The organism is Pseudomonas cerasi (genome assembly GCF_027983475.1).
Taxonomy (GTDB): Bacteria; Pseudomonadota; Gammaproteobacteria; order Pseudomonadales; family Pseudomonadaceae; genus Aquipseudomonas; species Aquipseudomonas cerasi.
Window position 1 is genome coordinate 343,695 of sequence record NZ_JAQJVM010000001.1, and the last position, 26,855, is coordinate 370,549.

The 26,855-nt window shown below is 59.7% G+C and carries 19 protein-coding genes; 8 read left to right on the forward strand and 11 right to left on the reverse strand.

Features of this window, described 5'->3' with window-relative positions:
* Window positions 1–71: 71 nt before the first annotated feature.
* The 8 genes from PI739_RS01580 to PI739_RS01615 all read right to left on the reverse strand — a co-directional run bounded on the left by PI739_RS01580 (window position 72) and on the right by PI739_RS01615 (window position 7,913).
* Entirely contained in the window at window positions 72–233 is a 162-nt protein-coding gene (locus PI739_RS01580; RefSeq protein WP_074805663.1) for a DUF2986 domain-containing protein, read from the reverse strand.
* 63 nt (window positions 234–296) lie between these two features.
* Complete coding sequence (locus PI739_RS01585; RefSeq protein ID WP_003433497.1) at window positions 297–2,042, reverse strand: OPT family oligopeptide transporter; 1,746 nt, start codon at window positions 2,040–2,042, stop codon at window positions 297–299.
* A gap of 156 nt (window positions 2,043–2,198) precedes the next feature.
* Window positions 2,199–2,732 carry a P-loop nucleotide/nucleoside kinase family protein gene (locus PI739_RS01590; RefSeq protein ID WP_072365592.1) on the reverse strand — a complete coding sequence of 178 codons (534 nt, stop codon included), beginning with the start codon at window positions 2,730–2,732 and terminating at the stop codon, window positions 2,199–2,201.
* Window positions 2,733–2,875: 143 nt separating this feature from the next.
* Window positions 2,876–3,829, reverse strand: a complete 954-nt coding sequence (locus PI739_RS01595; RefSeq protein ID WP_271351447.1) for an alpha/beta hydrolase — start codon at window positions 3,827–3,829, stop codon at window positions 2,876–2,878.
* 48 nt (window positions 3,830–3,877) lie between these two features.
* Entirely contained in the window at window positions 3,878–4,897 is a 1,020-nt protein-coding gene (locus PI739_RS01600) for a transketolase family protein (protein WP_054080710.1), read from the reverse strand.
* A complete protein-coding gene (locus PI739_RS01605; RefSeq protein ID WP_080479461.1) occupies window positions 4,894–5,742 on the reverse strand; it encodes a transketolase in 849 nt (282 codons plus the stop codon). Before PI739_RS01605 ends, PI739_RS01600 begins: the two co-directional genes overlap by 4 nt.
* Window positions 5,743–5,760: 18 nt before the next feature.
* Complete coding sequence (locus PI739_RS01610; protein WP_032609495.1) at window positions 5,761–7,062, reverse strand: MFS transporter; 1,302 nt, start codon at window positions 7,060–7,062, stop codon at window positions 5,761–5,763.
* Window positions 7,063–7,163: 101 nt separating this feature from the next.
* Entirely contained in the window at window positions 7,164–7,913 is a 750-nt protein-coding gene (locus tag PI739_RS01615; protein ID WP_003365186.1) for an SDR family NAD(P)-dependent oxidoreductase, read from the reverse strand.
* A gap of 188 nt (window positions 7,914–8,101) precedes the next feature.
* On the opposite strand from PI739_RS01615, the gene PI739_RS01620 reads away from it, so the two are divergent.
* A complete protein-coding gene (locus tag PI739_RS01620) occupies window positions 8,102–9,019 on the forward strand; it encodes a LysR substrate-binding domain-containing protein (protein ID WP_003365185.1) in 918 nt (305 codons plus the stop codon).
* Window positions 9,020–9,106: 87 nt separating this feature from the next.
* On the opposite strand, the gene PI739_RS01625 is transcribed toward PI739_RS01620, so the two are convergent.
* Window positions 9,107–10,051, reverse strand: coding sequence for a bestrophin family protein (locus PI739_RS01625; RefSeq protein WP_003433484.1), 945 nt, complete (start codon window positions 10,049–10,051; stop codon window positions 9,107–9,109).
* 342 nt (window positions 10,052–10,393) lie between these two features.
* Between PI739_RS01625 and PI739_RS01630 the strand changes: the two genes are divergently transcribed.
* Window positions 10,394–11,845, forward strand: coding sequence for a type III effector (locus PI739_RS01630; protein ID WP_074805653.1), 1,452 nt, complete (start codon window positions 10,394–10,396; stop codon window positions 11,843–11,845).
* 83 nt (window positions 11,846–11,928) lie between these two features.
* Here PI739_RS01630 and PI739_RS01635 read toward each other — a convergent pair whose 3' ends face one another.
* Window positions 11,929–13,239 (reverse strand): pectate lyase, encoded by a 1,311-nt coding sequence (locus tag PI739_RS01635; RefSeq protein ID WP_271351448.1) that lies wholly within the window; start codon window positions 13,237–13,239, stop codon window positions 11,929–11,931.
* 304 nt (window positions 13,240–13,543) lie between these two features.
* Between PI739_RS01635 and PI739_RS01640 the strand changes: the two genes are divergently transcribed.
* From PI739_RS01640 to PI739_RS01650, 3 genes are all read left to right on the forward strand, one after another.
* Complete coding sequence (locus tag PI739_RS01640) at window positions 13,544–14,038, forward strand: CesT family type III secretion system chaperone (protein WP_103735761.1); 495 nt, start codon at window positions 13,544–13,546, stop codon at window positions 14,036–14,038.
* Window positions 14,035–16,191: a restriction endonuclease gene (locus PI739_RS01645; RefSeq protein ID WP_271351449.1), complete on the forward strand. Its 2,157-nt coding sequence runs from the start codon at window positions 14,035–14,037 to the stop codon at window positions 16,189–16,191. The genes PI739_RS01640 and PI739_RS01645 overlap by 4 nt, the downstream gene beginning before the upstream one ends.
* A gap of 98 nt (window positions 16,192–16,289) precedes the next feature.
* Entirely contained in the window at window positions 16,290–16,679 is a 390-nt protein-coding gene (locus PI739_RS01650; RefSeq protein ID WP_003433480.1) for a type III secretion system chaperone, read from the forward strand.
* Window positions 16,680–16,740: 61 nt separating this feature from the next.
* On the opposite strand, the gene PI739_RS01655 is transcribed toward PI739_RS01650, so the two are convergent.
* Entirely contained in the window at window positions 16,741–22,110 is a 5,370-nt protein-coding gene (locus PI739_RS01655) for an AvrE-family type 3 secretion system effector (RefSeq protein WP_054080714.1), read from the reverse strand.
* Between the two features lie 218 nt (window positions 22,111–22,328).
* Here PI739_RS01655 and PI739_RS01660 point away from each other — a divergent pair, with 218 nt between their 5' ends.
* The 3 genes from PI739_RS01660 (at window position 22,329) to hrpS (ending at window position 26,841) form a co-directional block, all read left to right on the forward strand.
* The gene (locus PI739_RS01660) at window positions 22,329–23,867 is read left to right on the forward strand and encodes a lytic transglycosylase domain-containing protein (protein ID WP_054080715.1); all 1,539 of its coding nucleotides are present in this window, start codon (window positions 22,329–22,331) and stop codon (window positions 23,865–23,867) included.
* Window positions 23,868–24,942: 1,075 nt separating this feature from the next.
* Complete coding sequence (gene hrpR / locus PI739_RS01665) at window positions 24,943–25,887, forward strand: transcriptional regulator HrpR (RefSeq protein WP_072365606.1); 945 nt, start codon at window positions 24,943–24,945, stop codon at window positions 25,885–25,887.
* A gap of 45 nt (window positions 25,888–25,932) precedes the next feature.
* A complete protein-coding gene (gene hrpS, locus PI739_RS01670; RefSeq protein ID WP_003365153.1) occupies window positions 25,933–26,841 on the forward strand; it encodes a transcriptional regulator HrpS in 909 nt (302 codons plus the stop codon).
* Window positions 26,842–26,855 lie beyond the last annotated feature (14 nt).

A 26,855-nucleotide genomic window follows, 5' to 3' on the forward strand; every position in this document is an offset into this window, starting at 1 on the left:
GTTCCGCACGCTCCAGCGTGGGAATGCAGGTCTCGACGCTCTGCGTCGCACGATGGTGCTCACGTGGCGGGTCAGCCTTCGGACTGGCTGTTGGATTCCTGATCCGCTTCGGCCGCCAGCTTCACGCGGTCGGCCTTGCTGATGTATTTGGTCTTACTCTGCGGGGCCAGTTTGGCGCTGGCTTTTTTGGCATGAGCTTTCAGCAACTGCTGGATTTTCTTGCGACGATTCATGTTCTTCAACTCGCTTGCACAGGCGCGAATCATAGCAGTTTGCCTGTCGCGCCATGCATGCGACTACCCGCCGTTCTGAACCATTTGCCACAACGACGCACCGACGCCGGTAATGCTCTCGCCGGCAATCAGGCCTGCCGCCGCAGTGATGGCGAAGCGTTCGGTAAGTGACGGCCAGCGACAGTTCACCAGCCAGGTGAGCACCGCACCGAGCGCCATCATCAACGACACCGAGGCGGGCAGCACGAAGGCCAGGCCCAGGGCTGCGGCGCTGGGCAAGTACCGGGCGCGATACGCAGGTAGTGTGCTGTCGAGGATGCCCAGCAGCAAGCCGGCCAGACCGCCGATGAAAATCGCCCAGCGGATGCTTGCCGACAGCGAATCCAGACCGTGCGTCAGGGTCTGCGCCACAGCCTTCCAGGTCGCCACCGCCGGGGCTGGCCACTCCTCGGTGAGCAGCATCGATTGCGGGTCCGGGATCAGCGCCATATAAGCCAGGACCCCGACGATACTGCCGACGAAAATCCCCAGTGTCTGGGCGATCAATTGTTTGCGCGGCGTGGCGCCGATCGCCCGGCCTACCTTGAAGTCGTTCATCAAATCGGTGCATTGCCCGGCTGAACCGCCTGCGGTGTTGGCGCTCATCAGGTTGATCGGCACCTGACCGGGCGCGACGATACCGAAGCTCAGTTGCGATAACTGCCCGATTGCGCCGATGGGCGGGATACCCGTGGCACCGACCACACGAGCCGCCACGGCCGCCAGGCAGATCGCCAGAGGAATGGTCAGCAATGCCATCCACAGATTGATACCGAACAACAGCGCCTGCAGGCTGACCACCAACAGGATCGCCAGCGCAAAACCGGCGGCCGGCCCGGGCTTGGGCATTGACCAGGGCGTCCCGCCGCTGGCTTTGGTAGACGCGTGCAGTGTCCACAGGCGGATAGCCAGCGAAGCCAGCGTCGAACAGACCATCAGGCTCACGCCCGGCCACAGCAACCATTCCACCAGCGCGGCGAACTGCGGGCCGCTGCTGTCGGACGGCAACGTCACCAGCCCCTGTTCCAGCAGCCACGGCGCCAGGCCACCCCAGGCCAGCACGGCACCGATCAGCAGGGTCAAGCCGACGCGAATACCGATAATCGCCCCGAACCCCACCAGCAACAGCGAAGGGTCCGCGGTAAAGGTCAGGCGCTCCAACTGAGCGCTCGGCGACCAGCGCGGGAACGCCCATACGAACGTGTCGATCCACTTGGCCAGCGCCGACAGCAACGCGGTACTGAGCAGCACCTTGAGGCGCGTCGCAGCTTCACGGCCGTGATTGTAGATGTGCAGGAGGGTTTCCAGAGTGGCCATGCCTTCGGGAAACTTCAGCGATGTGTCATTGAGCAGTGACGGCCGCAAATACCAGGCAATCCAGATCCCCAGAAAGCTCACCGAAAAGACCCAGGCGATCATCGGGATGGCGTCCAATTGCTGGCCTGTCAGCAAGGTATAAGCCGGAATCGGCGCGACCAGCCCGCCAGAAATGATCGACGCAGCGGCCGAGGCGACCGTCTGATTGATGTTGCTCTCATGCAGCGTCCACGGCAGCTGCCCGGAGGCGCGCTTCGACAGCCCTTGCCAGATCGCATAACCGATCAACAGCGCAATGATTGACATGTTGAACGACCAGCCGATCTTCAACCCGGCGTACACATTGGAAGGCGTCAACAGGATACCGAGCACAACCCCGGTAATCACCGCGCGCAGACTGAGCTCACGCTCGACAGGGCTGGCAAGAGGGTTCGATGGTGAGGTCGAAAGCATGCGAATTCCTTTCGGCAATGAGACAAGGCAACCTATAAAGTGAGCGCCATATCGGCCGAAGGTTCATATGGCAGGCTTCGTTGTGGAGTGGCGTTAAGGCATCCGTTTGTCCCGATCTTTGCCGACCGGCTACGCAGGGTGCCTGTTGCGGGAGCATCAGAAATCAGACTCTTGGAAGGACGTCGCCACGCGCCCTCTGATGAATGACAGGCGGTGAACCAGGATATCCAGCCCCTCGTCAGTGTGTGGAGTCTGGAAGTAGCGCGTGATCAGCCTGAACTCCGCATCTGTAGCCGCAAAGTCATGCTCTGCTGTTTCGTTGCGAGCATGCAGTCTGGCAAGGCAAATATCATCTTCCACATCGAGATAGTGCAGTCGATGCTTAACCTGAGCGTCTTCAGCCAGGCTGCGAAGCCATTGGCGGTCGGCAAGCGTATTGGCTGGGAAATCCAGAACCACGCACATACCGGACTTCAGCATGTCGATGACCAGAGGGCCGATGATGTCGCGAATCCGATGGGCCAGACGCACGTAGTCCGCCACTGATTTGATCTCGTCAGGGTAGAGCCGAGAGAGCCATTGATCTTCACTGAGCAGGATCGCTGAATGCTCGGTCGCGATTGATTTTGCCAGTGTCGATTTACCGGATGCGATCTTGCCGCACAGCAGGTGAAGTTTCGTGGCGAGCATCAAGGCGTGTCCCTTTTCCAGTCGTAAGGTGTGCATTCCTGAGCAGAGGCGAGGCCGTGACCCTGCGGGAGCCTCTCAGCCAAGCACATTCAGCGCATCATTGAAATGGCACTCGCGATTATCACCGCAACATGCGCGTCATTCTAGTCGCATAACCCTGCTGCGATCATCCTGCGCACGGCCCGGGCAATATCTTGCGTAGCCTGCGCTGTCTGCTCGCCTGGCAACTGATCGAACATATGCGGCACGCCTGGGTAGACATGCAATTCCACCGGCACCCCAGAGCGCGACAGGGTCAGCGCGAATGCCAGGTCCTCTTCCAGAAAGAGATCGAGTGCGCCAACGCAGATGAAAGTGGGCGGCAGATCGCTCAGGTCGGTGGCCAGTGCGGGGGAGAACAGGGCTTGGCGATCATCGTCCAGTGCGTAGGCACCGCGCAGGCATTCCCAGCAAAAATGATTGGCCTGACGCGACCAGCTGAAAGTGCCGGTAGTCGGGTTGGCTGACGGAGTGTCGGGTGTGCCTGTACGGTGATCCAGCATCGGGTAGATCAGCACCAGGCCGGCGATGGTCCGCAGACCTCTGTTTCTTGCCAGCAGGGCGAGCGCGGCAGCAAGCCCGCCGCCGGCGCTGTGACCCATGATCACCAGGTTGCGGGTGTCCATGCCCTGCGTCAGCCCGTTGCTCAATATCCACTCCAGCGCTGCGTAACAGTCCTCCAGCGGGATCGGGAATGGATGCTCGGGTGCAAGCCGGTAGTCGACGGCAATGACGATTGCCTGGAGCTCGACGGCCAGCGTTGCGAGGTAGTCATCGGCCATCTCCGGGCTGCCCAGTACAAAGCCGCCCCCGTGGATATACAGGATGACGGGGAGTCCAGAGTGAGAGAGCGAAAGGTCCGGACGATAAAGACATAACCTGACGCCGTTGTCCGAATCGGAGGAGATCCAGTGTTGCTCGCCGCGCTTTGTGGCGGCGGTTGCCCATGAGGCGCTGACGCGAGCCCTGATGTCGGCAAGGGTGTGCAGCGTCCAGTTGCTCGACGGCTCGTCCATGAACCAACGATAGGCCGGGTCCAGTAATTCATCGGCGTTCAATACGTGCTCCCGAGGCGCAGGGAGATAAGCCCCTGCGCCTGTCAGTGCTTAAAGCCACGCCTTGATTTGCGTACAGACGGCGGGCGTGGAAATGCCATAACGATCATGCAGTGTAGGCAGCGCTCCAGCGTCGAGAAAAGCGTCCGGCAGGGCGATCTGCCTGAACGTGGGCGTCACGCCATTGCGCAGCAGCACCGTCGCCACTGCTTCGCCCAGCCCGCCAATGACCGAATGGTTTTCGGCCGTCACCACCAGCCGGCCCGGCTTTCTGGCTTCAGCGAGTAGGGTCTGTTCGTCCAGCGGTTTGATGGTCGGTACGTGCAACACTGCCACGTCGATACCGTCAGCCTGCAGCTGCTTGGCCGCTTCCAGTGCACGCATGGTCATCAGGCCGGTGGCAATGATCAGCACGTCGTTGCCAGTGCGCAGTGTCTTGGCTTTGCCGATCTCGAATGTGTAACCGTATTCGTCCAGCACCAAGGGCACGTTACCGCGCAGCAGGCGCATGTACACCGGGCCCTGATGTGCTGCGATCGCAGGGACCGCCTGTTCTATTTCCAGTGCATCACAGGGGTCGACGATCATCAGATTGGGCATGGCGCGAAAGATCGCCAGGTCGTCGGTGGCCTGATGGCTCGGCCCGTAACCTGTGGTCAGGCCCGGCAGACCGCATACGATTTTGACGTTGAGGTTATCTTCGGCAATCGCCATGCAGATGAAGTCGTAAGCGCGACGCGAGGCGAACACCGCATAAGTGGTCGCAAAAGGTACAAAACCCTCCCTGGCCATGCCGGCCGCTGCGCTCATCAGCAACTGTTCGGCCATGCCCATTTGATAGAAACGTTCGGGATGCGCCTTGGCGAAGATGTGCAGGTCGGTGTATTTCGACAGGTCAGCCGACAGCCCGACGATATCCTGATGTTGCTCCGCGAGCGCCGCCAATGCATGGCCGAACGGAGCCGGGCGAGTGGCCTGACCCTCGGACGCGATAGACGCGATCATTGCCGAGGTGGTCAGTTTTTTCTTCGTGGCAACGGACGGAGACGGTGTGTGATTGGCAGAGCTCATACGATTTTCCCCTCGTCGAGGTTATTCAGTGCGATGTCCCATTCGTGCTCATCCACACGGATGAAGTGGGTCTTTTCACGGGTTTCCAGAAACGCCACGCCCTTGCCCATTTTGGTGTCGCAGATGATGACCCTGGGCTGCGTTCCGTCGTGCTGGCGCGCATTGTCGAAGGCGGCGACGAGCGCGTCCAGATCGTTGCCGTCGACCCGTTGGGTAAACCAGCCAAACGCCTGCCAGCGATCGACAATGGGTTCGAAAGCCAGTACCTCACTGGAGTGACCATCGGCCTGTTGGTTGTTCACATCGATGATCGCGATCAGGTTGTCCAGCTTCCAGTGCGAGGCGGACATGGCCGCTTCCCAGGTGGAGCCTTCATTCAGCTCGCCGTCCGACAGCAGGTTGTAGACGAAAGAACGCGAGTTCTTGCGTTTCAAACCCAGACAGGCCCCTACGGCAATGCCCAGCCCGTGACCCAGTGAGCCACCGGTGATTTCCATGCCGGGGGTGTAGGTGGCCATTCCGGACATGGGCAATCGGCTGTCGTCGGAGCCATAGGTTTCCAGCTCATCGAGCGGGATGATGTCGGCCTCGATCAGCGCCGCGTACAGCGCAATGGCGTAGTGGCCGATCGACAGATAAAAGCGGTCACGCTGTTCCCATTCAGGGTCTTCAGGGCGATAGTTCAGCGCGTGAAAATAGGACACGGCGAGCAGGTCCGCAGCGCCCAGCGCCTGTCCGACATAACCCTGGCCCTGAACCTGGCCCATGCGTAATGCGTGTCGACGAATGTTATGAGCACGCTGCGCCAGCGAAGTGGAATGCGCAGGTAAAGTAGTGGCTGTCATGGTGATTACTCCGTTGACTCAACGATTGACCGAGGCGGCAGGGATGCGCAGCACCAGATAGGCGCCGATGAACAGCACGCCGGTAATCAGGTACATGCCAATGGCGCTTGAGCCGGTCGTGGTGGTGATCCAGCCGATCAGGTAGGGCGAACAGAAGCCCGCGAGATTGGCGAAACTGTTGATTCCGGCGATCCCGGCGGCCGCCGATACCCCGCCCAGCAGGGTGGTGGGCAGCATCCAGAACAGCGACGATGCCGAGAGAATGCCTGCTGCGGCGAGGCACAGGCTGAGCACCGAGAGCAGCAGATTGCCGCCGAACAGCGCTGCCAGGCTCAGCCCGAGCGCGCCTGCGATCATCGGCCCGACCAGGTGCCAGCGGCGTTCTCGATGCTTGTCGCCGCTGCGCCCCATCAACAGCATCACGACGATTGCGCACAGGTAGGGAAGGCTGGTCATCAGGCCGATATGCAGCGGGTCGGAAACGCCTGCATTGCGAATCAGCGTCGGCAGCCAGAAGGTGATTGCGTACTGGCCCATCACCACGCAGAAGTAGATGCACGCCAGCAGCCACAGACGCTTGTCGCGAATGAAGGCGCCTACCGACGCGTGTACCACTTTCTGGCTGTTGTCCTCTTGCAGCTCCTTGTTGACCAGTTCCTTTTCTTCAGCGGACAACCATGTCGCCTGATGCACGCCATCCTTCAGATAGCTGAGTACCAGCAAGCCGACGATCACCGTCGGGATCGCTTCGAGGACGAACATCCATTGCCAGCCGGCCCAGCCATGAACGCCTGCGAAGCGGGTCATGATGTAGCCCGACAGCGGGCCGCCGATCATGCCGGACAGCGGGATGGCGATGAACCACAGCACGGTCATGCGCGCGCGGCGATAAGAGGGGAACCAGTACGTTAGGTACAGCAGCAGACCGGGTGCCAGACCGGCTTCCGCCACCCCGAGCAGAAAGCGCAGGGCGTAGAACTGCCAGGCAGTTTCGACAAAGGCGAAGAGCGCGGAAATAATCCCCCAGGAGATCATGATGCGGGCGATCCAGCGTCTGGCACCGACCCGGTGAAGGATCAGGTTGCTGGGCACCTCACAGAGGAAATAGCCGATGAAAAACATGCCTGCACCCAGCCCGTAGACGGTTTCGCTGAAGGCCAGGTCGTTCATCATCTGCAGCTTGGCGAAGCCGACATTGACCCGATCCAGGTACGCGCACAGGTAGCACAGCATCAGGAACGGCATCAGTCGCCAGGCGGTCTTGCGGTAGGCATTGGCGCGCGTGGTCGACACCGCGTCGAGGGTCATGGTGGTTATCATGATGGTCTGATCTCTTGTTTTTATAGATCGGCCAGGCAACCGCCTGGCGTATCGTCGATCCAGAACAAACACAGGCTGTTTGCCAGCCCGTCCACTCGCGGTCAGTGAATCAGCATGCCGCCGTTCACATCCAGCGTGATACCGGTGAGGTAGGACGACAGGTCGCTGGCCAGAAACAGCGCGGCATTGGCCACGTCCTGCGCTGCGCCCAGGCGGCCCAAGGGAATGCCGTCGATGATCGCGTGGCGTCGCTCATCCTGCATCAGACCGCCGGTGATATCGGTATGAATCAGGCCGGGAGCGATGGAGTTGACACGCACCTGATCGGGGCCGAATTCCCGCGCCATTGCCTTGCCAAGGCCCAGCACGCCGGCTTTCGCGGCGCTGTAGTGAGGCCCGCCGAAAATACCGCCGCCGCGCTGGGCGGAAACCGAAGACATGCACACGATACTGCCCGAGGACTGGGCGCGCATGGTCGGGATCACCGCTTGTGACATGAGCAAGGTGCCGCGCAGGCTGACGTCGAGCACCTTGTCGTAATCGGAAGGGCGGATGTCCAGGGTCTTGATGGGTTGTGTGATACCGGCGTTATTCACCAGAATGTCGATGCGACCATAGTGCGCGATAATTTTGCTGACGGCCTCGTGAACCTGACGTTCGTCGGCGACGTTGGCCGCCAGGCCGAGATGACCTTCGCCCAGTGCGGCGGCGGCATCGCGTGCTGCGGACTCGTCGAGATCGATAATCACCACGCGTGCGCCGTGGTTGGCGAAGGTGATCGCGGTTGCGCGACCGATACCGCGTTCCGACGCCGCGCCGGTGATCACTGCAATTTTGCCTTGAAGTAGCATGAGGGTTACCTCTGATTATTGTTATTGGGTTCGATTCGGGTGATCGATGACTTCAGAGTGTTCCCGGTGCCGATCCTGAGCAATGCCGCAAAAATCACTGGATGCTGAAAAAAATTCACCTCTCGTCAATTCGACAGGCGAGTGGTTGAATGAATGAAACTCGAATAATCGGACACATCGGAGCATCCATGCGGCCTGATGACGATGCACCGCTGAGCCTGCCACCGCTGAAAGCGCTTCAGGCTTTCGAGCAGACGGCGCGCTTTGGCAACCTGGCAAGAGCCGCCGAAGTACTGGATCTGACGCCGTCGGCGGTCAGTCACCAACTGGCCCGGCTGGAGGCCTTGATTGGCCGGCAGTTGTTCGTTCGGGCCGCCCGTGGTGTGACCCTGACGCCGGTCGGTGAGCAGTATCTGAAAGATGTCTCCGGAGTGCTGCACAGTCTCGCCGTCGCCACCGAGCGTGCCGCCAGCGATGTCAGCCTCGATTGCCTGCGTCTGCATTCTGCGCCCAGTTTCGGGCTGCTGTGGCTGATGCCCAGGCTGGAAGCCTTTCGCGTAAGCCATCCGGACATTCAGATCAACCTGTCGTGTTCTTACGAGTCGCTGCATTTCAGCAGGGACAAGATCGACGTCGATATCCGGCATGGCAGGCCGAACTGGCCGAGTTATGAAGTGCGCACCTTGCGTGACGAGAAATTCGCTGTGCTGGCGTCTCCGCAGCTATTGGCGCGACGTCCGGTAGAGAGCGCCGCTGGCTTGCTCGACCGCGAACTGATTCTCTCCGAGGCCACACTGCTGAAATGGCCTGAATGGTTTGCCCGGCATGGTCTGGCTCGTCCGGAAAAGCCCTACGCGCTGAGTTTCGACCGCTCATACATGACGCTCGAAGCGGCCAGCCACGGTCTGGGGTTTGCATTGGAAAGTACGTTGCTGGCGCAAAAATACCTGGCCACGGGTGAGTTGATCGAAGTTGCCCCTCAAGCCCTGACTGCACCGGTCGCCGCGCACCATCTGGTATTCCCCAAGGCGCACTCCAGCTTCCCCAGAGTCAGGCGATTTCTGGAATGGATGGAAGGCGAACTGGGGCAGGGATTTGTGTTTTGAACCGTGCTGTCTTTGGTCTGGCAATGGGATGCTCAATGTCCCGGGTGGCGTGCCAACGTTGAACATCGGCACGCCAATCAAGCGCTTCTAAACGACCAGCCGATGCGGTTGCCAGGCGCTGCCCTGCTGATCTTGCGCGTCAATCACCAGACTTTGCCTTGCCGGTGCATCAAACATCGAGCGCAGGTTCTTTTCGATGGTGTTGCACAGGTCTTCCATGCGGATCCGGTGCTGGCTGGCGCCGAACGGGGCTTGCAGGTCAGTGCCGATGCGGTCCATTGCCAGCAGCATGCAGCCGACCACCGTGGATATCGCCGGGGTGAACCAGCCCAGAGTGGTCACCATGCTCAGCGGCATGATGATGCAGAACAGGGTACTGAACAGTCTGGGGAAATAGACATACGGGTAGGGCAGCGGCGTATTGGCGATGCGCTCCATCCCGCCCTGGCAGTTGGACAGTTCGACCATGGTCGACTCCAGTCGCGCCAAGCGGATGCTGTCGATTCGACCCCCGACAAACTCTTCGGAGATCATGGCCGCCGAGCCATTGAGGATGTCATTGGGAAAGTTGTTGCTCTCTTTTGCGCGCTGAATCTCGGAATCCGATAACAGCCCTTCAAGTTTCGCTTTGCTGACATCGCCTTTCAAATGAGCGCGCAGTGCCCGCAGGTAAGCCACGTGACGATTGAACAGCACTTCTTTCACCGGGTTGCCGCGCTCGTTGGCATTGCCTTCAATCAAGGTCAGTACCTGGCGGCCATAGCTGCGCGAGCTGTTGACCATCGCGCCCCATAACGTGCGTGCCTCCCACCAGCGGTTGTAGGCGCTGGAATTGCGAAAGCTGATCAGCACGATAAGCGCCGAGCACAACAGCGTAAGCGGCATCAGCGGGAGATCTATCCCAGCACCCTGGACCAACATGAAGTCCATGGTCACGGCCACGTCCCAGAGCAGAAGCCAGAACAGTGACCAGCCAACGTAGGTGACCGTTCTGCTGATGCACCGCCATTTTTTTTCAAAAGGACCAGACATTGCGGCACTCCTTTGCTGGGTTGGAAGAGGTTTGGCGCGGTCAATCAACACGCCACGCTGCAAACTTACTGACCGAGGCTTAAAGCTCGCTTAATTCTCCATGGTGGCGAAACAGTCACGCCTGTCTTGACCATGGCGGCCCATGCCGACAGCTGGAACCCCCGGCACAGTTGCGACCACACAGCCTTGTCGGTCCTCTTCGCTGACGGGCACCCGGACGTTTGCAATTCCTATCACTCTCGGACCGACGCCCCATTGCCTTGCCTGTTCACAAGCAAGTCGTCCGGCCAGACCCGTCTCGTCGCGTTGCTACGCAACTTACGCAATAGAGAGGGAGTTTCCATGAACATCAACCGAACCGGCAGCCCGCACCCCAGCATCGAGCTGGAGCGGTTTTATTCCACATCGGAATCGTTTGCCTCCAGTTCCGTACGCGAGCTCAGCAGTGCCGAGCAGACCAATCTGCAAGCCATTACCGATTACTTGAAAGATCATGTGTTCGCTGCGCACAAACTGCCGTTGAGTGAGTCGGCCGTCGACCAGGACGCTGTTCATGCGCATAACGAGCAGATCGACAACATCATCGATACTCGCGCCAGACGCTTGCTGGACGAGGGCGAAACGCCTGCCAGCATTGGCGAAACCTTCGCCAAGGCGGAGAAGTTCGACAGGATGGCAACCACCGCTTCGACCGCGCTACGTGCCACGCCGTTTGCCGCTGCGTCGGTGTTGCAGTACATGCAGCCTGCCATCAACAAGGGCGACTGGCTGCCGACGCCGCTCAAACCCCTGACGCCATTTGTATCCGGAGCGCTGTCCGGTGTCATGGATCAGGTGGGCACTACGGTCATGAATCGCGCCACGGGCGACCTGCACTACCTGAGTACCTCGCCTGAGAAACTGCATGATGCGATGGCTGCTTCCGTGAAGCGTCATTCGCCGGGTGTCATGCGTCAGGCGGTCGATCTGGGCATTGCCGTTCAGACTTACAGTGCGCGTAATGCGGTGCGTACCGTGCTGGCGCCAGCACTGGCATCCAGACCCGCCGTGCAGGGTGCGGTCGACATCAGCGTGTCGGCGGCAGGTGGCCTGGCGGCCAACGCGGGGTTCGGCAATCGGATGCTCAGTGTGCAGGCGCGTGATCACCTGCGCGGCGGTGCATTCGTGCTTGGCATCAAGGACAAGGAACCCAAGGCAGACTTGAGTGAAGAAACCGACTGGCTTGAGGCCTACAATGCGATCAAGTCAGCCAGCTACGCCGGCGCGGCGCTGAACGCTGGCAAGCGGATGGCGGGTCTGCCGCTTGACGTCGCCACCGACGGCCTGAAAGCGGTGAGAAGCCTGGTGTCGGCCACCGGTCTTGCGCAAAACGGGCTGGCCCTGGCGGGCGGCTTTGCCGGCGTGGGCAAATTGCAGGAGATGGCGACCAAAAATATCACTGACCCGGCCACCAAGGCGGCGGTCAGCCAACTGACCAATATGGCCGGCTCGGCAGGTGTGTTCGCAGCCTGGACCACGGCCGCAGTCGCAACCGATCCCGCAGTGAAAAAGGCCGAGTCGTTCTTGCAGGATACGGTTAAATCGGCGGCGTCGAGTTCGACCAGCTATGTAGCCGATCAGACTGTCAAGCTGGCCAGGGCGGGCATCGACGCGAGTAGTGAGGCGATTGCTGCGACGGGGGCATCCCTGCGTGACACATTACGTCGTCGCAATGCTCGTGAGCCGGACATCGAAGAGGGTGGCATTGCAGCGGGTTCACCGAGCGCGGTGCCGTTTCAGCCAGGGCGCTCATAAGCGTCTCCAACCATAGCCGGTAAAGGAAAGGGGCGCCCTCTACGGAATGCGCCCCTTTGCTTGTTCCTCATGTATGCGTCGTATCAGAGCTCGGTGTGCTGGGTAGACGCCTTGGTCTTGTCATAGGCGTGCTTGACGTCGCTCATGGCGATGTCGCCAGTGGCCAGCTTCAGGTTATCGCTGTCGCTTTTGACGAGTGCGAACTTGCCATGGGTGGCGTCCACGCCATTGAGCTCGACACTCATGTCATCAAACTGTTTGCCGCCATTGGTGCGGACCAGCGTACCGAAATCGGTGGCTTTGAAACCGTCGACTTTCAGGTGAGTATCGGCGTTGAGCTGAATGACCTTGTCATCGGCACCGTTGGCGCTGCTGTTAGTGATGTTCAGGTTGGTCACTTTTGCGCCTCCTTCGCCCTTGACCGTGATCATGTCTTCACCGACGTTCTGGGCGTGCACGTTATCAATGGTGACTTGCTCCGAGTTTTTGGCATTCACGTGGATGCCGTCGGCTTCGTTCTCACCCAGGTTCACGTTTTTCAGCACAGCGCCTTCGGCCAGTTCGAACAGGGGCTTCTGATGTTCGTCCTGGTCGCCGGTGCCCATCGACTTGTCGGCGGTAAAGGTTGCACCGTGGCCGTCATACACCTGGCCAGGACCGACTTCGATGGTGTCTTTCTCGACATTGACCTCGCCGGATTGCTCAAGAGAGCCCGTTGTATCCGAAACCGTGCCGTTGCCCGAGCTGCGGCCGGGATTGGCCAGTTGTGGGGTGACTTGAGGCGTTACGCTATCACCGCCACCGCCACCGCCACCGCCACCGCCACCGGTTCCGTCCTCGGTCGAAGGCGTGCCGCTGCCGTCTGCGCCTGTCGACGCATAACTACCGCCGCCGTCACCTTCAGTGGTTGGGGATGTACCGCCACCATCGCCACCACCCGACGCTGCCGTTGTACCGCCGCCGCCGTCGTCACCGCCTGAAGCTTCCTGCGTACCACCGTCACTGCCTTCGGTCGATGGCGTACCGAGTCCGCCATTGTTCTGAAACGGGTCTTGCCAATCGTTGGAGTCCTGACCCGTGTCCTGTTTTTTATTGAGGTTCATGAGCATTTGCAGCAGCGATGTGACGAGCGCGCTGAGCAGCTTGACGACGTTGGACTGCGGGTCAGTTGCAGCACTGCTGTCGGTGGGGCTTTGAACCGTATTGTCGGGCTTTCCGAAACTGACGTCTTTCTGGCTGGCAGTGTCGAACAGCAGGGCACTCGGGTCGACGGCCTGTGCAGTGCTCTCATCGTTGAACGTATTGGTCTGTGGGCTCTTGCCGCTCAGCGCCGAGAAGTCCAACTGGGTTGAAGCGGGTTGGTAGGTGGTGGAGGAGTTGATACCGATGCTCATGGTGCTTTACCTCGATGGGATGGACATATGAACCAGCGTCGTCTTCCGGATTTACCGGCGTTGATCGCCGCGTCCTTGTCGGGCTCTATAGGTCGATGAGGACTCTGCCTTGGCGTTGCCCGAAGTGAGTGGCAACACGGTGGGATGGGTTCCCGTTTGTGTGCGTTGACTGGCGATGATCCCGATGTACGTGTCTGGAGAGGCCGACTCGCCCCAAGGAACCAAAACACCTTGTCCTCCGACTCAGTGCGCGCACGCCAGCAAAAAAATGGTGTGGACCCACATCGCACTCAGAGGCCGTGAAATGAACAAAAATGATGAGTATCAAACGCTTATAAATGAGATTTGCGCGCTCAGCCTGATCTCCGACCCCGAACGTTTTTACGAGTCAGCCAATTTCAAAATCAGCGACGTCGACTTCACCCTTCACTATCAGGACCGCGACGAGGGGCGTGCGATTCTGATCTACGGGGATATGGGCGCGTTGCCCGCGCGCAATCGCGACAGCGCATTGCTGGCGTTGATGGACATCAACTTTCATATGTTTTCGGGTGCCCACAGCCCGGCTTTCTCCTGGAATGCCCAGACCGGCCGAGTGCTGCTGATGGGATCGATAGGCCTTGAACGAGCGACAGCCGAGGGCGTGCTGTTGTTGATGAAGTCCTTTGCCGACCTGGCCAGAGAGTGGCGCGAACACGGTTTCATGGGGCCGGTGGGCACTGCGGGTGCCCCGCTCAATATGCCCGCTTCCAAGGCAACCATGCGTGATAATCCTGCGAGCGCCGGGAGGTTCCAATGATCGGCACACGAGTCGGCGGATCAGGCAGTACCGAGATCGTCCAGGCGAACCAGCCGCAGCCATCTGCCGCTGTCGCCCAGGCTCATCCACACGCGGTAAGCCCGGGCAGCAACCCGCCGCTGACCGCCAGCCAGTCGGCCGCGCAGGCGCCGGAAAGCTCGGCAGCCGGCGCTGCTCGCCTGCCAGTCGCGCCGCGACATCTGCCGATTTTGCAGAAGTTTCGTGCCGAACAGCCCACCGTACAAGGCACTTCCACACCGACTATCAGCTCTAACGCGGCCCTGCTGATCGGCAGTTTGTTGCAGTCTGAAAAGCTGCCCTTCGAAGTCATGGCCGCCCGGTTGGCGCCTGAGCGTTATGAGTTGAAACAGTTTCATGGCTCCGACTTGCAGCAAACGCTCGGACGATTCGCTGAGCCAGGGCATGTGCCAGGCAAGGCCGAGACCGAGCAACTGATCAAGGGATTTGCCCAGTCGCTCGCAGACCAGCTGGAACACTTCCAGCTCATGCACGACGCGACGGCTGATGGATTCGGCCCCGGAGGGCTGCGCGACCGCAACACGCTGGCGGTCAGTCAGGCGGCGCTGGGCGAATACGCCGGTCGGGCGAGTAAGTCCATCGAAGCGGGGTTGAACCACAGTCTCGCGGTGCTGGACGAACGCATCGCCGCACTGGACAGTCAATTGGAGGGCGCCAATGAGGGCAGCAGACCGGGTTTGCTGATGGATAGACAGGCGCTGGAAACGGCCAGAGCGATGCTGAGCGACTTGCACGCCGACTTCTGCAAATCGCCTGAAGCCAAGCGGCTGAATGCCGTTGCCGCTCACACGCAAATGGATGCTCTGATCGACAAGCTGAACGTTGATCGCAACTCGGTCGGCGGCTGGAAGGGGGTCGGTCCGATCGTCGCGGCAGCGGTGCCGCAGTTTATGGTGTCCATGCTCCACCTGGGGTATATCCGTACGGCCACCGGTGACGCGATGAAAGATGCCGTTCCCGGAAAGAGCGCCGACGCCAGCATGAAGAGGGCCCTGGCCGTAGGACTGACTGCCGGGGTGGCTCATGAGGGCATTACCAACCTGTTGAAGCCGATCGTGCAGGCCGGGTTTCAGAAAACCGGCCTCAACGAACGGCTGAATATGGTGCCACTCAAAGGGATCGATACTGACTCGGTGATTCCCGACCCTTTCGAGTTGAAGAACGACAACGGCGCACTGGTCAGAAAAACACCTGAAGAAGCCGCTGAGGACAAAGCCTTCGTCGAAAGCGAGCGAGCGGTTTTGAATCAGAAAAAGGTTCAGGTTTCGTCCACCCACCCACTGGGTGAGATGATCCCCTACGGTGCCTTTGGTGGCGGGCAGGCGGTACGCCAGATGCTGAATGATTTCAATCTGCTCAATGGCCAGACCCTGTCGGCCAGAGCGGTGACCTCCGGGATCGCCGGGGCCATATCAGCCACCACCCAGACCATTGCACAGATGAACTCGACCTATGTCGATCCGCGCGGACGCAAGATCCCGGTCTTCACCCCGGACCGCGCCAATGCCGACCTGGGCAAGGACCTGGCCAAAGGCCTGGACCTTCGCGAGCCGGCGGTACGCACCGCGTTCTACAGCAAGGCTGTTTCAGGTGTGCAGAGCGCAGCGCTGAACGGCGCGCTACCACCGGTGGCAGTCCAGCCCGAAGGTACATCCGGCACGCTCAGCGCGGGTAATATCCTGCGCAACATGGCGCTGGCGGCAACCGGTTCGGTGTCGTACCTGTCGACCCTGTATGCCAACCAGTCGGTTACGGCCGAGGCCAAGGCCTTGAAAGAGGCGGGCATGGGCGGCGCCACGCCAATGGTAGCCCGCACTGAAACCGCCCTGAGCAACATCCGCCATCCGGACAGAGCTTCACTGCCGCATACGTTCCAGCCAGCTACCTTGGGTGGCGTCCCCAGAGCCGTGGAAAACGCCTATCACATGGCCAGGGGGGCGCTGCAATTACCGACCCAGGTGGTGGTCGATACGGTGCGTGTCGTGGAAGACGGCGTAGCAAGCGGCGTGTCCTCGTTGCGCGATGCACTCAAACCAGCGGAAACATCATCGCCAGCAGTTGATGACGCCGCTGCTGTCGAACTGACGGCGATGGAGGAGGGGCGCCGACGCTGACGAAAGCAACCAGGGCTGAGCCTTTCTTTTGGAACCGACAGCGCCAGGCAGCCACTCACTGCCTGGTCAGCTCAGGCTTTTCTTAAAGGACTATGACGATGAATACCTCGCAACATGAGTTTTCCCGTTTCATCACTGCGCTGGGTACCCAGCTTGGCACTTCGCTTACCTGGCAGAACGGGGTATGCGCGCTGTATGACGGCCAGGATAACGAAGCCGCCGTCATCGAGCTGCCCGAGCACAGTGAAATGGTCATCTTTCATTGCCGCGTCGGGCGCTGCCCTGAACGCACTGCCGATTTGCAGCATTTGTTGAGCCTGAACTTCGATGTCGCCCGTTTGCACGGTTGCTGGTTTGCCGTCGATCAGGGCGATGTACGCCTGTGTGCGCAACGTGAGCTGGTGTCGCTCGATGAGCCAGCCTTTTGCGACGTGACGCGTGGCTTTATTGCTCAGGCACGCGAAGCCCGCGCATTTCTGCACGCCTGAGCAGACGGGTGTGCACGCAAAAGCGCCGCTTCCATGCGGCGCTTTTGCGTTGTTTCAGCTATCAGCTTTTGACTTCGAAGCCCGACAGTTTCAACTCGCCTGCCGCCTCTTTCAGCGATGCCGAGGGCCGCGACAGCTCCCCGTCGAACGTGTAGCCGATGGGTTTGTCCTGGTCTTCGCCATAGATGAAGTTGATTCGCCCGAGGGTCTTGTTCACGCTCAACGACGCACCGCTGTTGTAGCTGATCAGTGGCGTGGGTGACGTGAAGTTCTCGGTCTGCGGTGGCGCATGGAACACCACCAGCCTTTTGATCCTCATGTTGTTGCGATTTTCCAGAAGGCCGGAGAGTTCGGTCTGCGTCAGCGTACCCCTGCGGCTGCCTTCGTCGATCTCGTCGATCAGCGAGTCTTTTGGTTCAAGGCGTACCCGGGCGAGGGTGCCCTGGCTGTTTTCAAGCTGCTTGACCATGGCGCTGAGCGTCGGGTCCTGACGCATGTACTCGGCGACCCTGGCGGCGTTGCCGGGCGCACTGGCTTCGCGTATCGAACCCATGATTCTGGTGAGGATGCTTTCCTTGCTCAGGCCGGACAGGTTGGTCTTGCTGGTTTCGAAGCGGGCATTGTCCAGCACGCTGTGATTGCTGATCGACGCTTCGTGTTGCACGGCCGCCCGTTTCAGGTCTCGAAGCGCCTTGTATTGCGTGTCGTTCTGCGACGGTCTGTCGGCAAACAGCGCTTTGAGCTCGTCAAGTCGTGCCTGAGTGGCCTGCTCAGTGTCCATGTCGGCGTAAAGCGCGTTCAGCGGATCCTGCAGCGCTGCAAGCCTGGCTGTCGTGGCTTTATCCTTGAAGGCTGCAGCGAGACTTTTCGACAGTTTGTCCAGGCTCTCGGTGCTCATCGGGGTCGCTACGTTAAAGCGGAACTTGACCCGTTTGACGGTTTTGTCATCGATGGTCACGTTCGCTGCGACGCCCAGGTTATTGGCCGCCGATTGAGTCGCTGGCGTCGGCCCGGCAGCGGAGGCCGGGGTCGCTGTGGCGTTGGTGTGCGTGCCACCGATCTGCCCGCGCGCCTGCCCGCCGAAGATCAGACTGTTGAAAAAGCGCGGCCGGTTCTTGCCGCCTTCGCGCAGTTCTGTCTTGTCGTTCTTCTGGGTCAGGGAGTAATCGGTGTAGCTCAGCAGGTTGACCGTGACATTCGCCGCCACGCCCAGACGCGCAACGGCGGAAAGCGGCGCGCTGTCGGCCTCCGACAGACCGAAGCCGACGCGCATATCGGCGCTGAAGCCTGTCGTGATATCGAAATTGAAGCGGCGCGCTTCATAGGTTTCGTGGTCCTTGACCTTGTTCAACAGCTGCAAGGGGTTGAGCTTGCCTTCGAACAGGTCGTCGACGAATCCATCGATTTCGTCGTCCGCTACATTGAAGATCACCCCGGCACGCTGGCTCGCGGCAGCGGTTGCGGTCACGTCTCCGCCAAGACGGAAGTTCGGGGTCATCTTGCGGTTGTTACCGATATCGACGCTGCGGGCAGGGTGGTTTTCGTCGAAAAAGCCAGGCCAGTAGTCCTTGCCACCCCCCACGCCGCCGCTGATATTGCCGGCCGCTTCTCTCATCAGGTACAGGGTCACGCCACCTTCGCAACGTTCAGCACTGAAGAGGTAGTTGCGATTGCCGGTAGCCCCGGCGGTCGGCCACGGGCCTGTCGACTTGTCGGCAAGGACGGCGAACGGGCTGGTCAGGTTCAGCCCGTAACTGCGTTGCACGCCGATTTCATCGTCGCCATGCTCCAGGTTTTTGAGCATGGCCTTGAGCGTGTCGGCCAGCTCGGACTGATCCTGGCTGCCGGTTGCCGCGCGCATATTGACGCTGACAGCGTGGTCGGATTTTTTTAATGCGTTCGAGAACGCCTTGACCGCGTCATACGCTCCTTCCAGTGCTGCGTTATCGGTAAAGCCCATGTCGGTGACCTGCTTGACCGGGTTCTCGCCATAGGTCACATCGCGTAACGAGGTCAATTCCGCTTGCAGCCTGGGCAGGTCGCTGCTGCGTGCCAGCAGCTCAACCTTGCCAATCAGCGCGCCGAGGTCTTTCAGGGTGACCAGATCCAGCGCCAGGCGGGCCTTGCTCAGCCCGTGATCTTCATTGGCATCGCGGCGTTGACCCAGACCGATATCGGTTTTGGTGTGAGAAAGCTTCACCCCGTTGTCTTTCAGCCGCTTGAGCGTTGCGGCCGTTGGGTTTTCTGCGGACGGGGCGACCCGGGTCAGTGCGTTATCCAGCTCATTGACGAAATCATGGCCGGAGCTTTTGAAGTTGAGCATCGACCCCAGTTCAGCCAGCTTCTTGCCTAGCTGAGTGCGTTTCGACGACTTTGCCAATTCGCTGTGCTGGTTGAGCACGCCGTCGTTCTGCCTCAGGTTTTTGAGCTTGCCGTAATCCTTGCCGATGTTCTCCAACGCGGTCCTGGCGTGCTTCTCCAGTTCGTCGCGGAATACTTCCAGTTCTTTTGCCAGCTCAGCGCCTTCAGGGCCAAGCTGCAGGCGCGCAATCCGCGCCTTGAGATCGTTGCCCGGGGTCGGCGGTGCGCCGCCGGCTTCATGAATCAGTTCAAGTTGTTTGAACGCGATCAGCTCTTTCTTGTAGAGCTCCTTCAGGCCCTCGCGACCATGATAGCGATGCTGGATGTTGTTGCCGACGTTCTTCATCCAGCGAGGCGGTTCCAGCGTGTGCTTGTAGACATTGGCCCGAATAGCCTCGCTGGCGGCGGGACGATTGCTTTTCTCCATGCCGCTGCGCCCGAATGCATTGATGTCCAGCTTGGCCGTCAACCCGGTGCCTGGAATCCGCCAGGTCTTGTGCGCTCGCGTGATGCGATTGTAGACGTCGTTCAAGCCGTTTTTTTCCACGGGACGCTGTTCGAACGCTTGCCACTGCCCCTCTTTCAGTTGCATCAGGCCTTGACCGGCGGCGTCCTCGACCTGGACGCTCAAGCGATTGTCATCATTGCTGTACAGCGCTTTGACCGGTTGCCCGTCAGGTGCTGCGAGCGGCGTCCATTTGGCGGCCAACTGGCCTCCGAATCGGGTTGCCTGCCATGCCTCTCTGGGCATGCAGTAAAGCTTGCCGGTGCTGCTCAGTGTGTAAAGGTTGTGCTTTTCGTCCAGGGCCAGTTCCTTGATATCGCCCTCGATTGCGGACGTATCCAGATCAATGGGTTTGTGGTCCTTGCTATGGGCCGTCAGCCTGTTCTGATCATCGAGCACAACAAAGCGCTTGTCGCTGACCATGGCAAAGGCGGTCACGACCCGATTCTCCAGCCCTGCGATTTCCTTGCCCATCGCCACCTTGGTCGAGCGTGCTATCTGGGCCAGCGCCGTATTGTGGTCGAAGGCGACATTGGGGTGTTTAGGGGCCACATCCAGCCTGAGCAGCTTGCCACCTTTCAATACGTAGGCGTTGCTGTCGGCACCGCGTTGCAAGCGATCCACCTCCTTGATGCCAGCATCTTTCCAGCACTGTGGCGTCGCATCCCAACGCTGGATACGACCGGCGCTCAGGCCGACCAGCCCGGCACGGTCGAGGTGCAGGCGGTCAGCCCCGGTGGGCGCTGGCATAACCGTCAGGCCGCGTGTGTTGTCCAGTACCAACGCATTGGTCAGGTTCCAGCCGCTTTCCAGTTTCGTACCCTGCTCATCGAGTGCATGGGAGTGCACCTCGCCCTGACGATTCCTGATCAGTGCATGCACGCGACCGTCATCGCCACTGATGAATCCGCTGACGCTGTTGTGGCCGCCCATGGGTTGATCGTCCAGCCTGTAGCCGGCCCGCTCCGGCATCAGGCGCAACGTCGGGTCGTTGCTTTCGAAGGCGCTGCGATCAGTGCTGTAAAGCCTGCCCTGCGTGTCTGCAATAAATAGCCTGTCGTTGCTCAGGGCGACTTCGGCGGCCTGTGCCTGACCACCGTCGAGTTCCAGGGCTTTGGTTTTTTTCGGGGTCAGCCCACCAATCACCGGACTCATGTCGGTCAGCAGGACGGTCTGCACGTCCGAGCCGCTGAGCAGTGCCGCGGTATCGTCAGGGGCAACCGAAAATGACTTCAGGTCGTTGAACTCGGCGTGCGGCATGAACGGGCTGGAGAGATCGACGACGACATCGTCACTTTTGGCGTAGACCGAGCCGTTGCCTCCGGTTATCAGGCGGTTGAAAGCGATGTCCTCGATATCATCCACTGGTTTCCAGCGAGCGGCGAGCGGTTCGAACTGGTACAGCCGGTCTTCGTGCACGCGCAGGCGGTCGCCGCTGGTGGTCTGATGGACCTCGGTGAGGTGGGCGATATGAGCCTTGCCTGGCAACTCCTGGCTGCGCCGCCCGTCAAGGGTGTCGAGATGAATGTGGTTTTCTTCACGCTGCATGTTCACCGGAGGAGGTTTCCCGCCTGCTACCGGCAGTGTGGGCTCGCTGCTGCGGATGACGGCCAGCGAGCTGTCGTCCTGCGCCAGATGCAGCAGATGCCCGTTGGCTTGCAGAAGTTGGTGGCCCTGCGCGCCTTGCTCACTCTGCTGCGCCAGATAGGTTTGTCCGGGCTTGGCGAGTATGTCGTCCAGCAGCGCGGCCATGCCGGGCGTCTTGAACGAAGAGAAATCCGGCTTGCCATCGGCACTCAGCCTGACAGTGGCCTGTGGTTGCGCATTGCGTACCCGTTGCTCGCTCTTGAGCGCGGAGCGCCCGCTGGTGCCAGGTTCCAGCCCGGGGTTGCGCGGCGCAAGCGGCTCTTCAGGATCGTCGGCTTTGGTGCCGGAACTGCTTGCCGTGTTCGTGTCCACAGGTTGCATTGACTGGCGTGTACCATCGGAGCCTTGCAGGCGGCTGCCAGGGTTACGGCGTTCGCGCATAGCGCTGGCGACCGCCTCTTCGTCAGTCATGGGCTCTGCGGAGAGCTGCTGCGAAGCGCTGTGTGTGAGCTGATCCTGCGGAAGATTGAATGTGACACGGCGATTGTTACGGGGGGCAGTGCCTGTCCGCGCCGATCCTTCTTCTATTTCATGCGTCGTCGTCCCTGACGCGTTTGCCCTGTTCGCACTGGTGCGCAGAATGGACTTGGGAGGCTGGTCGCTGCGTGGCGCCGGGTTATCCGGCAAACGATTGCCACGACCGGTATTTCTGCCGGCCTCGCGACTGGAGCGCGGCGCTGAGCTTGAGGGTGTTTGTGTACTGGGCGATCTGGCGGCCGATTGCCGGGGTGCCTTGGATTTCTGGAAAACCTTGCCGACGCTTTTCAGCAGCCGTTTTCCCATGCTCCCCAGGGAATGTGAGGAGCGCTGGGTCGGCTGTTCAGTTTGCTGCCGCAGATTTGAAGGGTTGTCGGCTCTTGCTGTTGCTTCTGGCGAAATGACGTTACCGGTATTGCGGTTGACCGTTGGTGCCTGCACGGTGCATCTCCCTTTCCATTTGCCGCCCGACGACGGCGATTTTGTAACCCTTTGAAAATTCCTTCAGCTTCTGTGTGGCATGGGAAAGGCACCGGTTCCTCAGAAAAACAGATGGCTGAAACGTTTCAGGCTTGTGCGTACGCAAGCGAAATACGCGTTGCAGGGAACTGGAAAGGCGGGCGTGCCACGTAGGGGGACACGTTCAGGACATTCCGCACATGGCCGCCGTTGCCCTCCACGTTTCGTCTCCTCGTTTGCTGGCTCGTTCGATACAGATCGCCGTCCTGGCCTTGGGGTCGCTGTGTGTGGGCTGTCAGTCAGTCGATGACTCACAGCCGCGCCTGGACCGCTTACCGCGACTGGTCGCCGGGCTGGGGCATCGCTCTGACGACGCGCAGGCAAACCCTCTGGCTGCAACGACTGTTTCCGATTTGCCCGTCTACAACGGCGAGGACGTTTGGCAACGGGTAGCGCAGCGATGCCGGCTGGTGGACGGGCAGGGCGTCAATGAACGTATTGCTCGTCAGCGTGACTGGCTGCTGAACAATAGGGGCTTCCTGACCGGGGCCAGCAAGCGCGCCACGCCTTATCTGCATTTCATTGTCGAGCGCCTGGATGAGCGCAACATGCCATTGGAACTGGCACTCTTGCCCATGATCGAGAGCTCCTACAATCCCTTGGCCAACTCCCCGGCGGCGGCAGCGGGCCTCTGGCAGTTCATCCCGTCCACCGGTCGCCAGTTCAACTTGAACCAGAGCGCTACCTACGACGCCCGCCGCGATGTCGTAGCGTCAAGCAAGGCGGCGATGGATTATCTGACTCGCCTGCATGATCAGTTCAATAACGACTGGCTGTTGGCACTGGCGGCCTATAACGCAGGCGAGGGTACGGTTGCACGAGCGATCGACGCCAACCGTCGGCGTGGCTTGCCTGTCGACTACTGGCATTTGAATTTACCCCGCGAAACCCAGGACTACGTTCCGCGCCTGCTGGCACTCTCGCTGGTGGTGCGTAATCCAGGCGCCTATGGCGTGCAACTGACGCCGGTCGCCAACATGCCGTATTTCGATGTGGTTGAGCTCAACCACACGGTAGACCTGACTCAGCTCGCCGCCACCACCGGGGTAGATGAGGCGCAGTTGTTGCGCCTCAACCCGGCATTCCTGCGAAAAAAGACCCCGGATGGGCCGGGACGCTTGCTGATTCCCAAGACCCACACGCAGGTTTTGACTGCTGGTATCGAGCGGATCACCGGAGAGTCGCCGACAACCGCTGTCATCCCGCCCAGCCCTGGAAAGCGCGTGCTCGAGCGTCAGCCATCGTCGCAGGTGGCCGAGCGCGCTCCGACGCCTGGACCGTTGCACGCAGCAGCGCGCGAGCAGACCGTAGGCCTGATGCAGGTTCTTGGGCGGGAGCCGGCACCGGAATCGGTGCAACCGGTCAGACGTGAACCTCAACCGAAAGTGGTGCAGGTTGCCAGGCAGGAACCCTTGCCCGGCGCCGCGCAACCCGTTAACGCTGCCGAGCGGGTGCCTGTATCCGACCCCATCCAGCCTGAGCGTCTGGCGTCGTCGCAGGCGACACAGCTTGAATCGCAAAACGAGCGTTCGTTACTGGACCGCCGGATACAAAAGAGGCTGTACATCGATGACCGTTCGTCGCCACGCAAGCGCGACGAGATCGCGTACCGCGATGAGCCGCGTGAGCTGCCGAACGGTCCTCGTGTCGTGGTGTACGCGAGCGATCCACGCCAATAACCTCTCGATTTTTTTCTCCTGAGCCCTTAAAGCACCTGAAAATTGACCTTTTTTAGTGCTTTTTCGCGTTTTCAGTGTGTATCCGAAATCCTCGGAGGCAGAATTTTGCTCCTTTTTTTGCCGTTATAGGGGCGTAAAAAGGGCGGCTGACCGACCTGCACCAGATATGTTTCTCAATGGATCATGCAAACTTTGTAAAGAATTGTAAGTAAATACTTACACATATTTTGAAACAATCTCAGTGATGATGAGGTATCAGTGCTGCTTATGGAGGGAAAAGTTCACAGCGCCATAATCCTTGATTGCCGGATTGTCCTACAGTGAATCCTTTCAGCTGATTAGCCATTTTCAGAACCTGACAATCTAAATTCTGAAAAGGCGACGCGTTCGGATTACCGAATGCAGGTGTGGCAAAAAGCTATCGCGAGATGGGCCCAAGAAATGGGGGGATTCTGGATCCAACCAAGTCAGTGATGTGGCACCGTTCGGAAATCCGACTGATAACTTGGTTGTATTCGCCCAGCTATCGGGCATTGTTTTGCAGTCCGGCACTTTATATTCGAACGTGTGGAACAGGTTGGACATTGACAGGTTTATGCCTGAGTTTGTTAGTTGTAATGTTATTGAAAGTTAATCTATTAAGTGCATGTGCTTTATTATTTTGGTTTGATCGATTTTTACTGTTGCAAAGAACTCACGCGTTGCGGCACACCGTGCAGGGGCATCGAAGTTCATGGGGTGGCTAACTGTTTTTTCTACGATTGGCAAGTTACAAATTTTTCGATTTCATTATGGCTCCTGATCGGGCATGCGCCCGGATCCCCAGCAGCTGTGGGGCCTGCGGCGATGCTTGGTCAGCGTAAGTCTATGATAATTTTGGAATAAGTATATATTAATAAGGTCATGTAAAAGCGCGTTCGCTATACCGAGTGAATCTTAAGGTGCTGACGCTACTTGATAGTGATTCTCGAGTTTGTGAAATTTTTTACCGTCGTTGGGGAACTAAATTACTATAGGTGTGCCTTGTAAGACGTGGTATTAATATCCCGCCTTCCTCCCGCTATGAGAGTGATCGATGAGCACAGACATTGATAACGACGTTCGAACGCGTTGGAACGTAACTGCATTATCGGCTGGTCATCAAATTGCAATGCACAGTGCGCTACTGGATATGGACTTGCTTCTTTGCGGGGAAACCGGCACCGGCAAAGACACCCTGGCCAGCCGGATTCACGAGCTGTCGAGCAGGACAGGGCCCTTTGTCGGCATGAACTGTGCGGCCATCCCCGAGTCGTTGGCAGAGAGTCAGCTATTCGGCGTGGTCAATGGTGCGTTCACCGGCGTGTGCCGCGCTCGCGAGGGCTACATCGAAGCCTCCAACGGCGGCACCCTCTATCTGGACGAAATCGACAGCATGCCGTTGAGCCTTCAGGCCAAGCTCCTGCGCGTGCTGGAAAGCAGGGGGGTCGAGCGGCTGGGCTCGACCGACTTCATACCCCTGGATCTGCGAGTGATCGCCTCGGCCCAGCGCCCGCTGGATGAACTGGTGGAACAAGGACTTTTTCGTCGTGACCTGTTTTTCAGGCTCAATGTGCTGACACTGCAGTTGCCAGCCTTGCGCAAGCGTCGCGAGCAGATTTTGCCATTGTTCGACCAGTTCACCCAGGACATCGCCGCAGAGTGTGGCCGCTCCGCTCCAACGCTCGACAATGGGCGTGTACAGATCCTGTTGAGTCATGACTGGCCCGGCAACGTGCGCGAACTGAAGTCCGCTGCCAAGCGATTTGTCCTCGGATTGCCGTTGCTGGGCGCCGAGCCGGTCGAAGCGCGTGACCCGGTAACAGGACTGCGCATGCAGATGCGCGTCATCGAGAAAATGCTCATCCAGGATGCCTTGAAGCGGCATCGCCACAATTTCGACGCTGTGCTAGAGGAACTCGAACTGCCCCGGCGGACCCTCTACCACCGCATGAAAGAGCTGGGGGTTGCTTCGCATATCGACCTGGCAGCCGAGTCCTGAATCGCCGCTGCGCTCGCGCAACGCCGATGCCATTGGAGTCATGAAATGAATCTCGATGATGAGTTTGACGATGACCTGGATGCGGAGCGCGTACCCAATCTGGGGATCGTTGCCGAAAGTATTTCGCAGCTCGGCATCGATGTCTTGCTGTCGGGCGAAACCGGCACCGGTAAAGACACCACTGCCCGGCGCATTCACAACATGTCCGGGCGCCAGGGGCGCTTCGTACCGATGAACTGCGCGGCCATTCCGGAATCGCTCGCCGAGAGCGAGCTGTTCGGGGTGGTGAGTGGAGCCTACACCGGCGCGGACCGTTCTCGAATGGGCTACATCGAAGCGGCGCAGGGTGGAACCTTGTATCTGGATGAGATCGATAGCATGCCGCTCGCCCTCCAGGCCAAGCTGCTGAGGGTGCTTGAAACCCGAGCACTGGAGCGTCTGGGCTCGACCTCCACGATCCACTTGGATATCTGTGTGATTGCGTCGGCTCAGGCCTCTCTGGACGATGCCGTCGAAGAGGGGAAGTTTCGGCGCGACCTGTACTTTCGCCTGAACGTGCTGACCCTCAAACTGCCGCCGCTGCGCGATCAGCCCGAGCGTATCCTGCCGCTGTTCACTCGGTTTGTGGCGGCGTCTGCCAAAGAACTGAACGTCGCGATTCCCGATGTATGCCCGTTGCTGCAGCAGGTACTGACGGGGCATCGCTGGCCCGGCAATATCCGCGAGCTCAAGGCCGCTGCAAAGCGTCATGTGTTGGGCTTCCCCTTGCTGGGGGCTGACTCGCAGACCGAAGAGCACATGGCGTGCGGGCTCAAGTTCCAATTGCGGGCGATCGAAAAGGCCTTGATTCAGCAAGCGCTCAAGCGCCACCGCAATTGCATCGACGCGGCCAGCCTGGAGCTCGATATTCCACGTCGTACGCTCTACCGTCGCATCAAGGAATTGAGCATCTGATTTTTTGCAGAAGA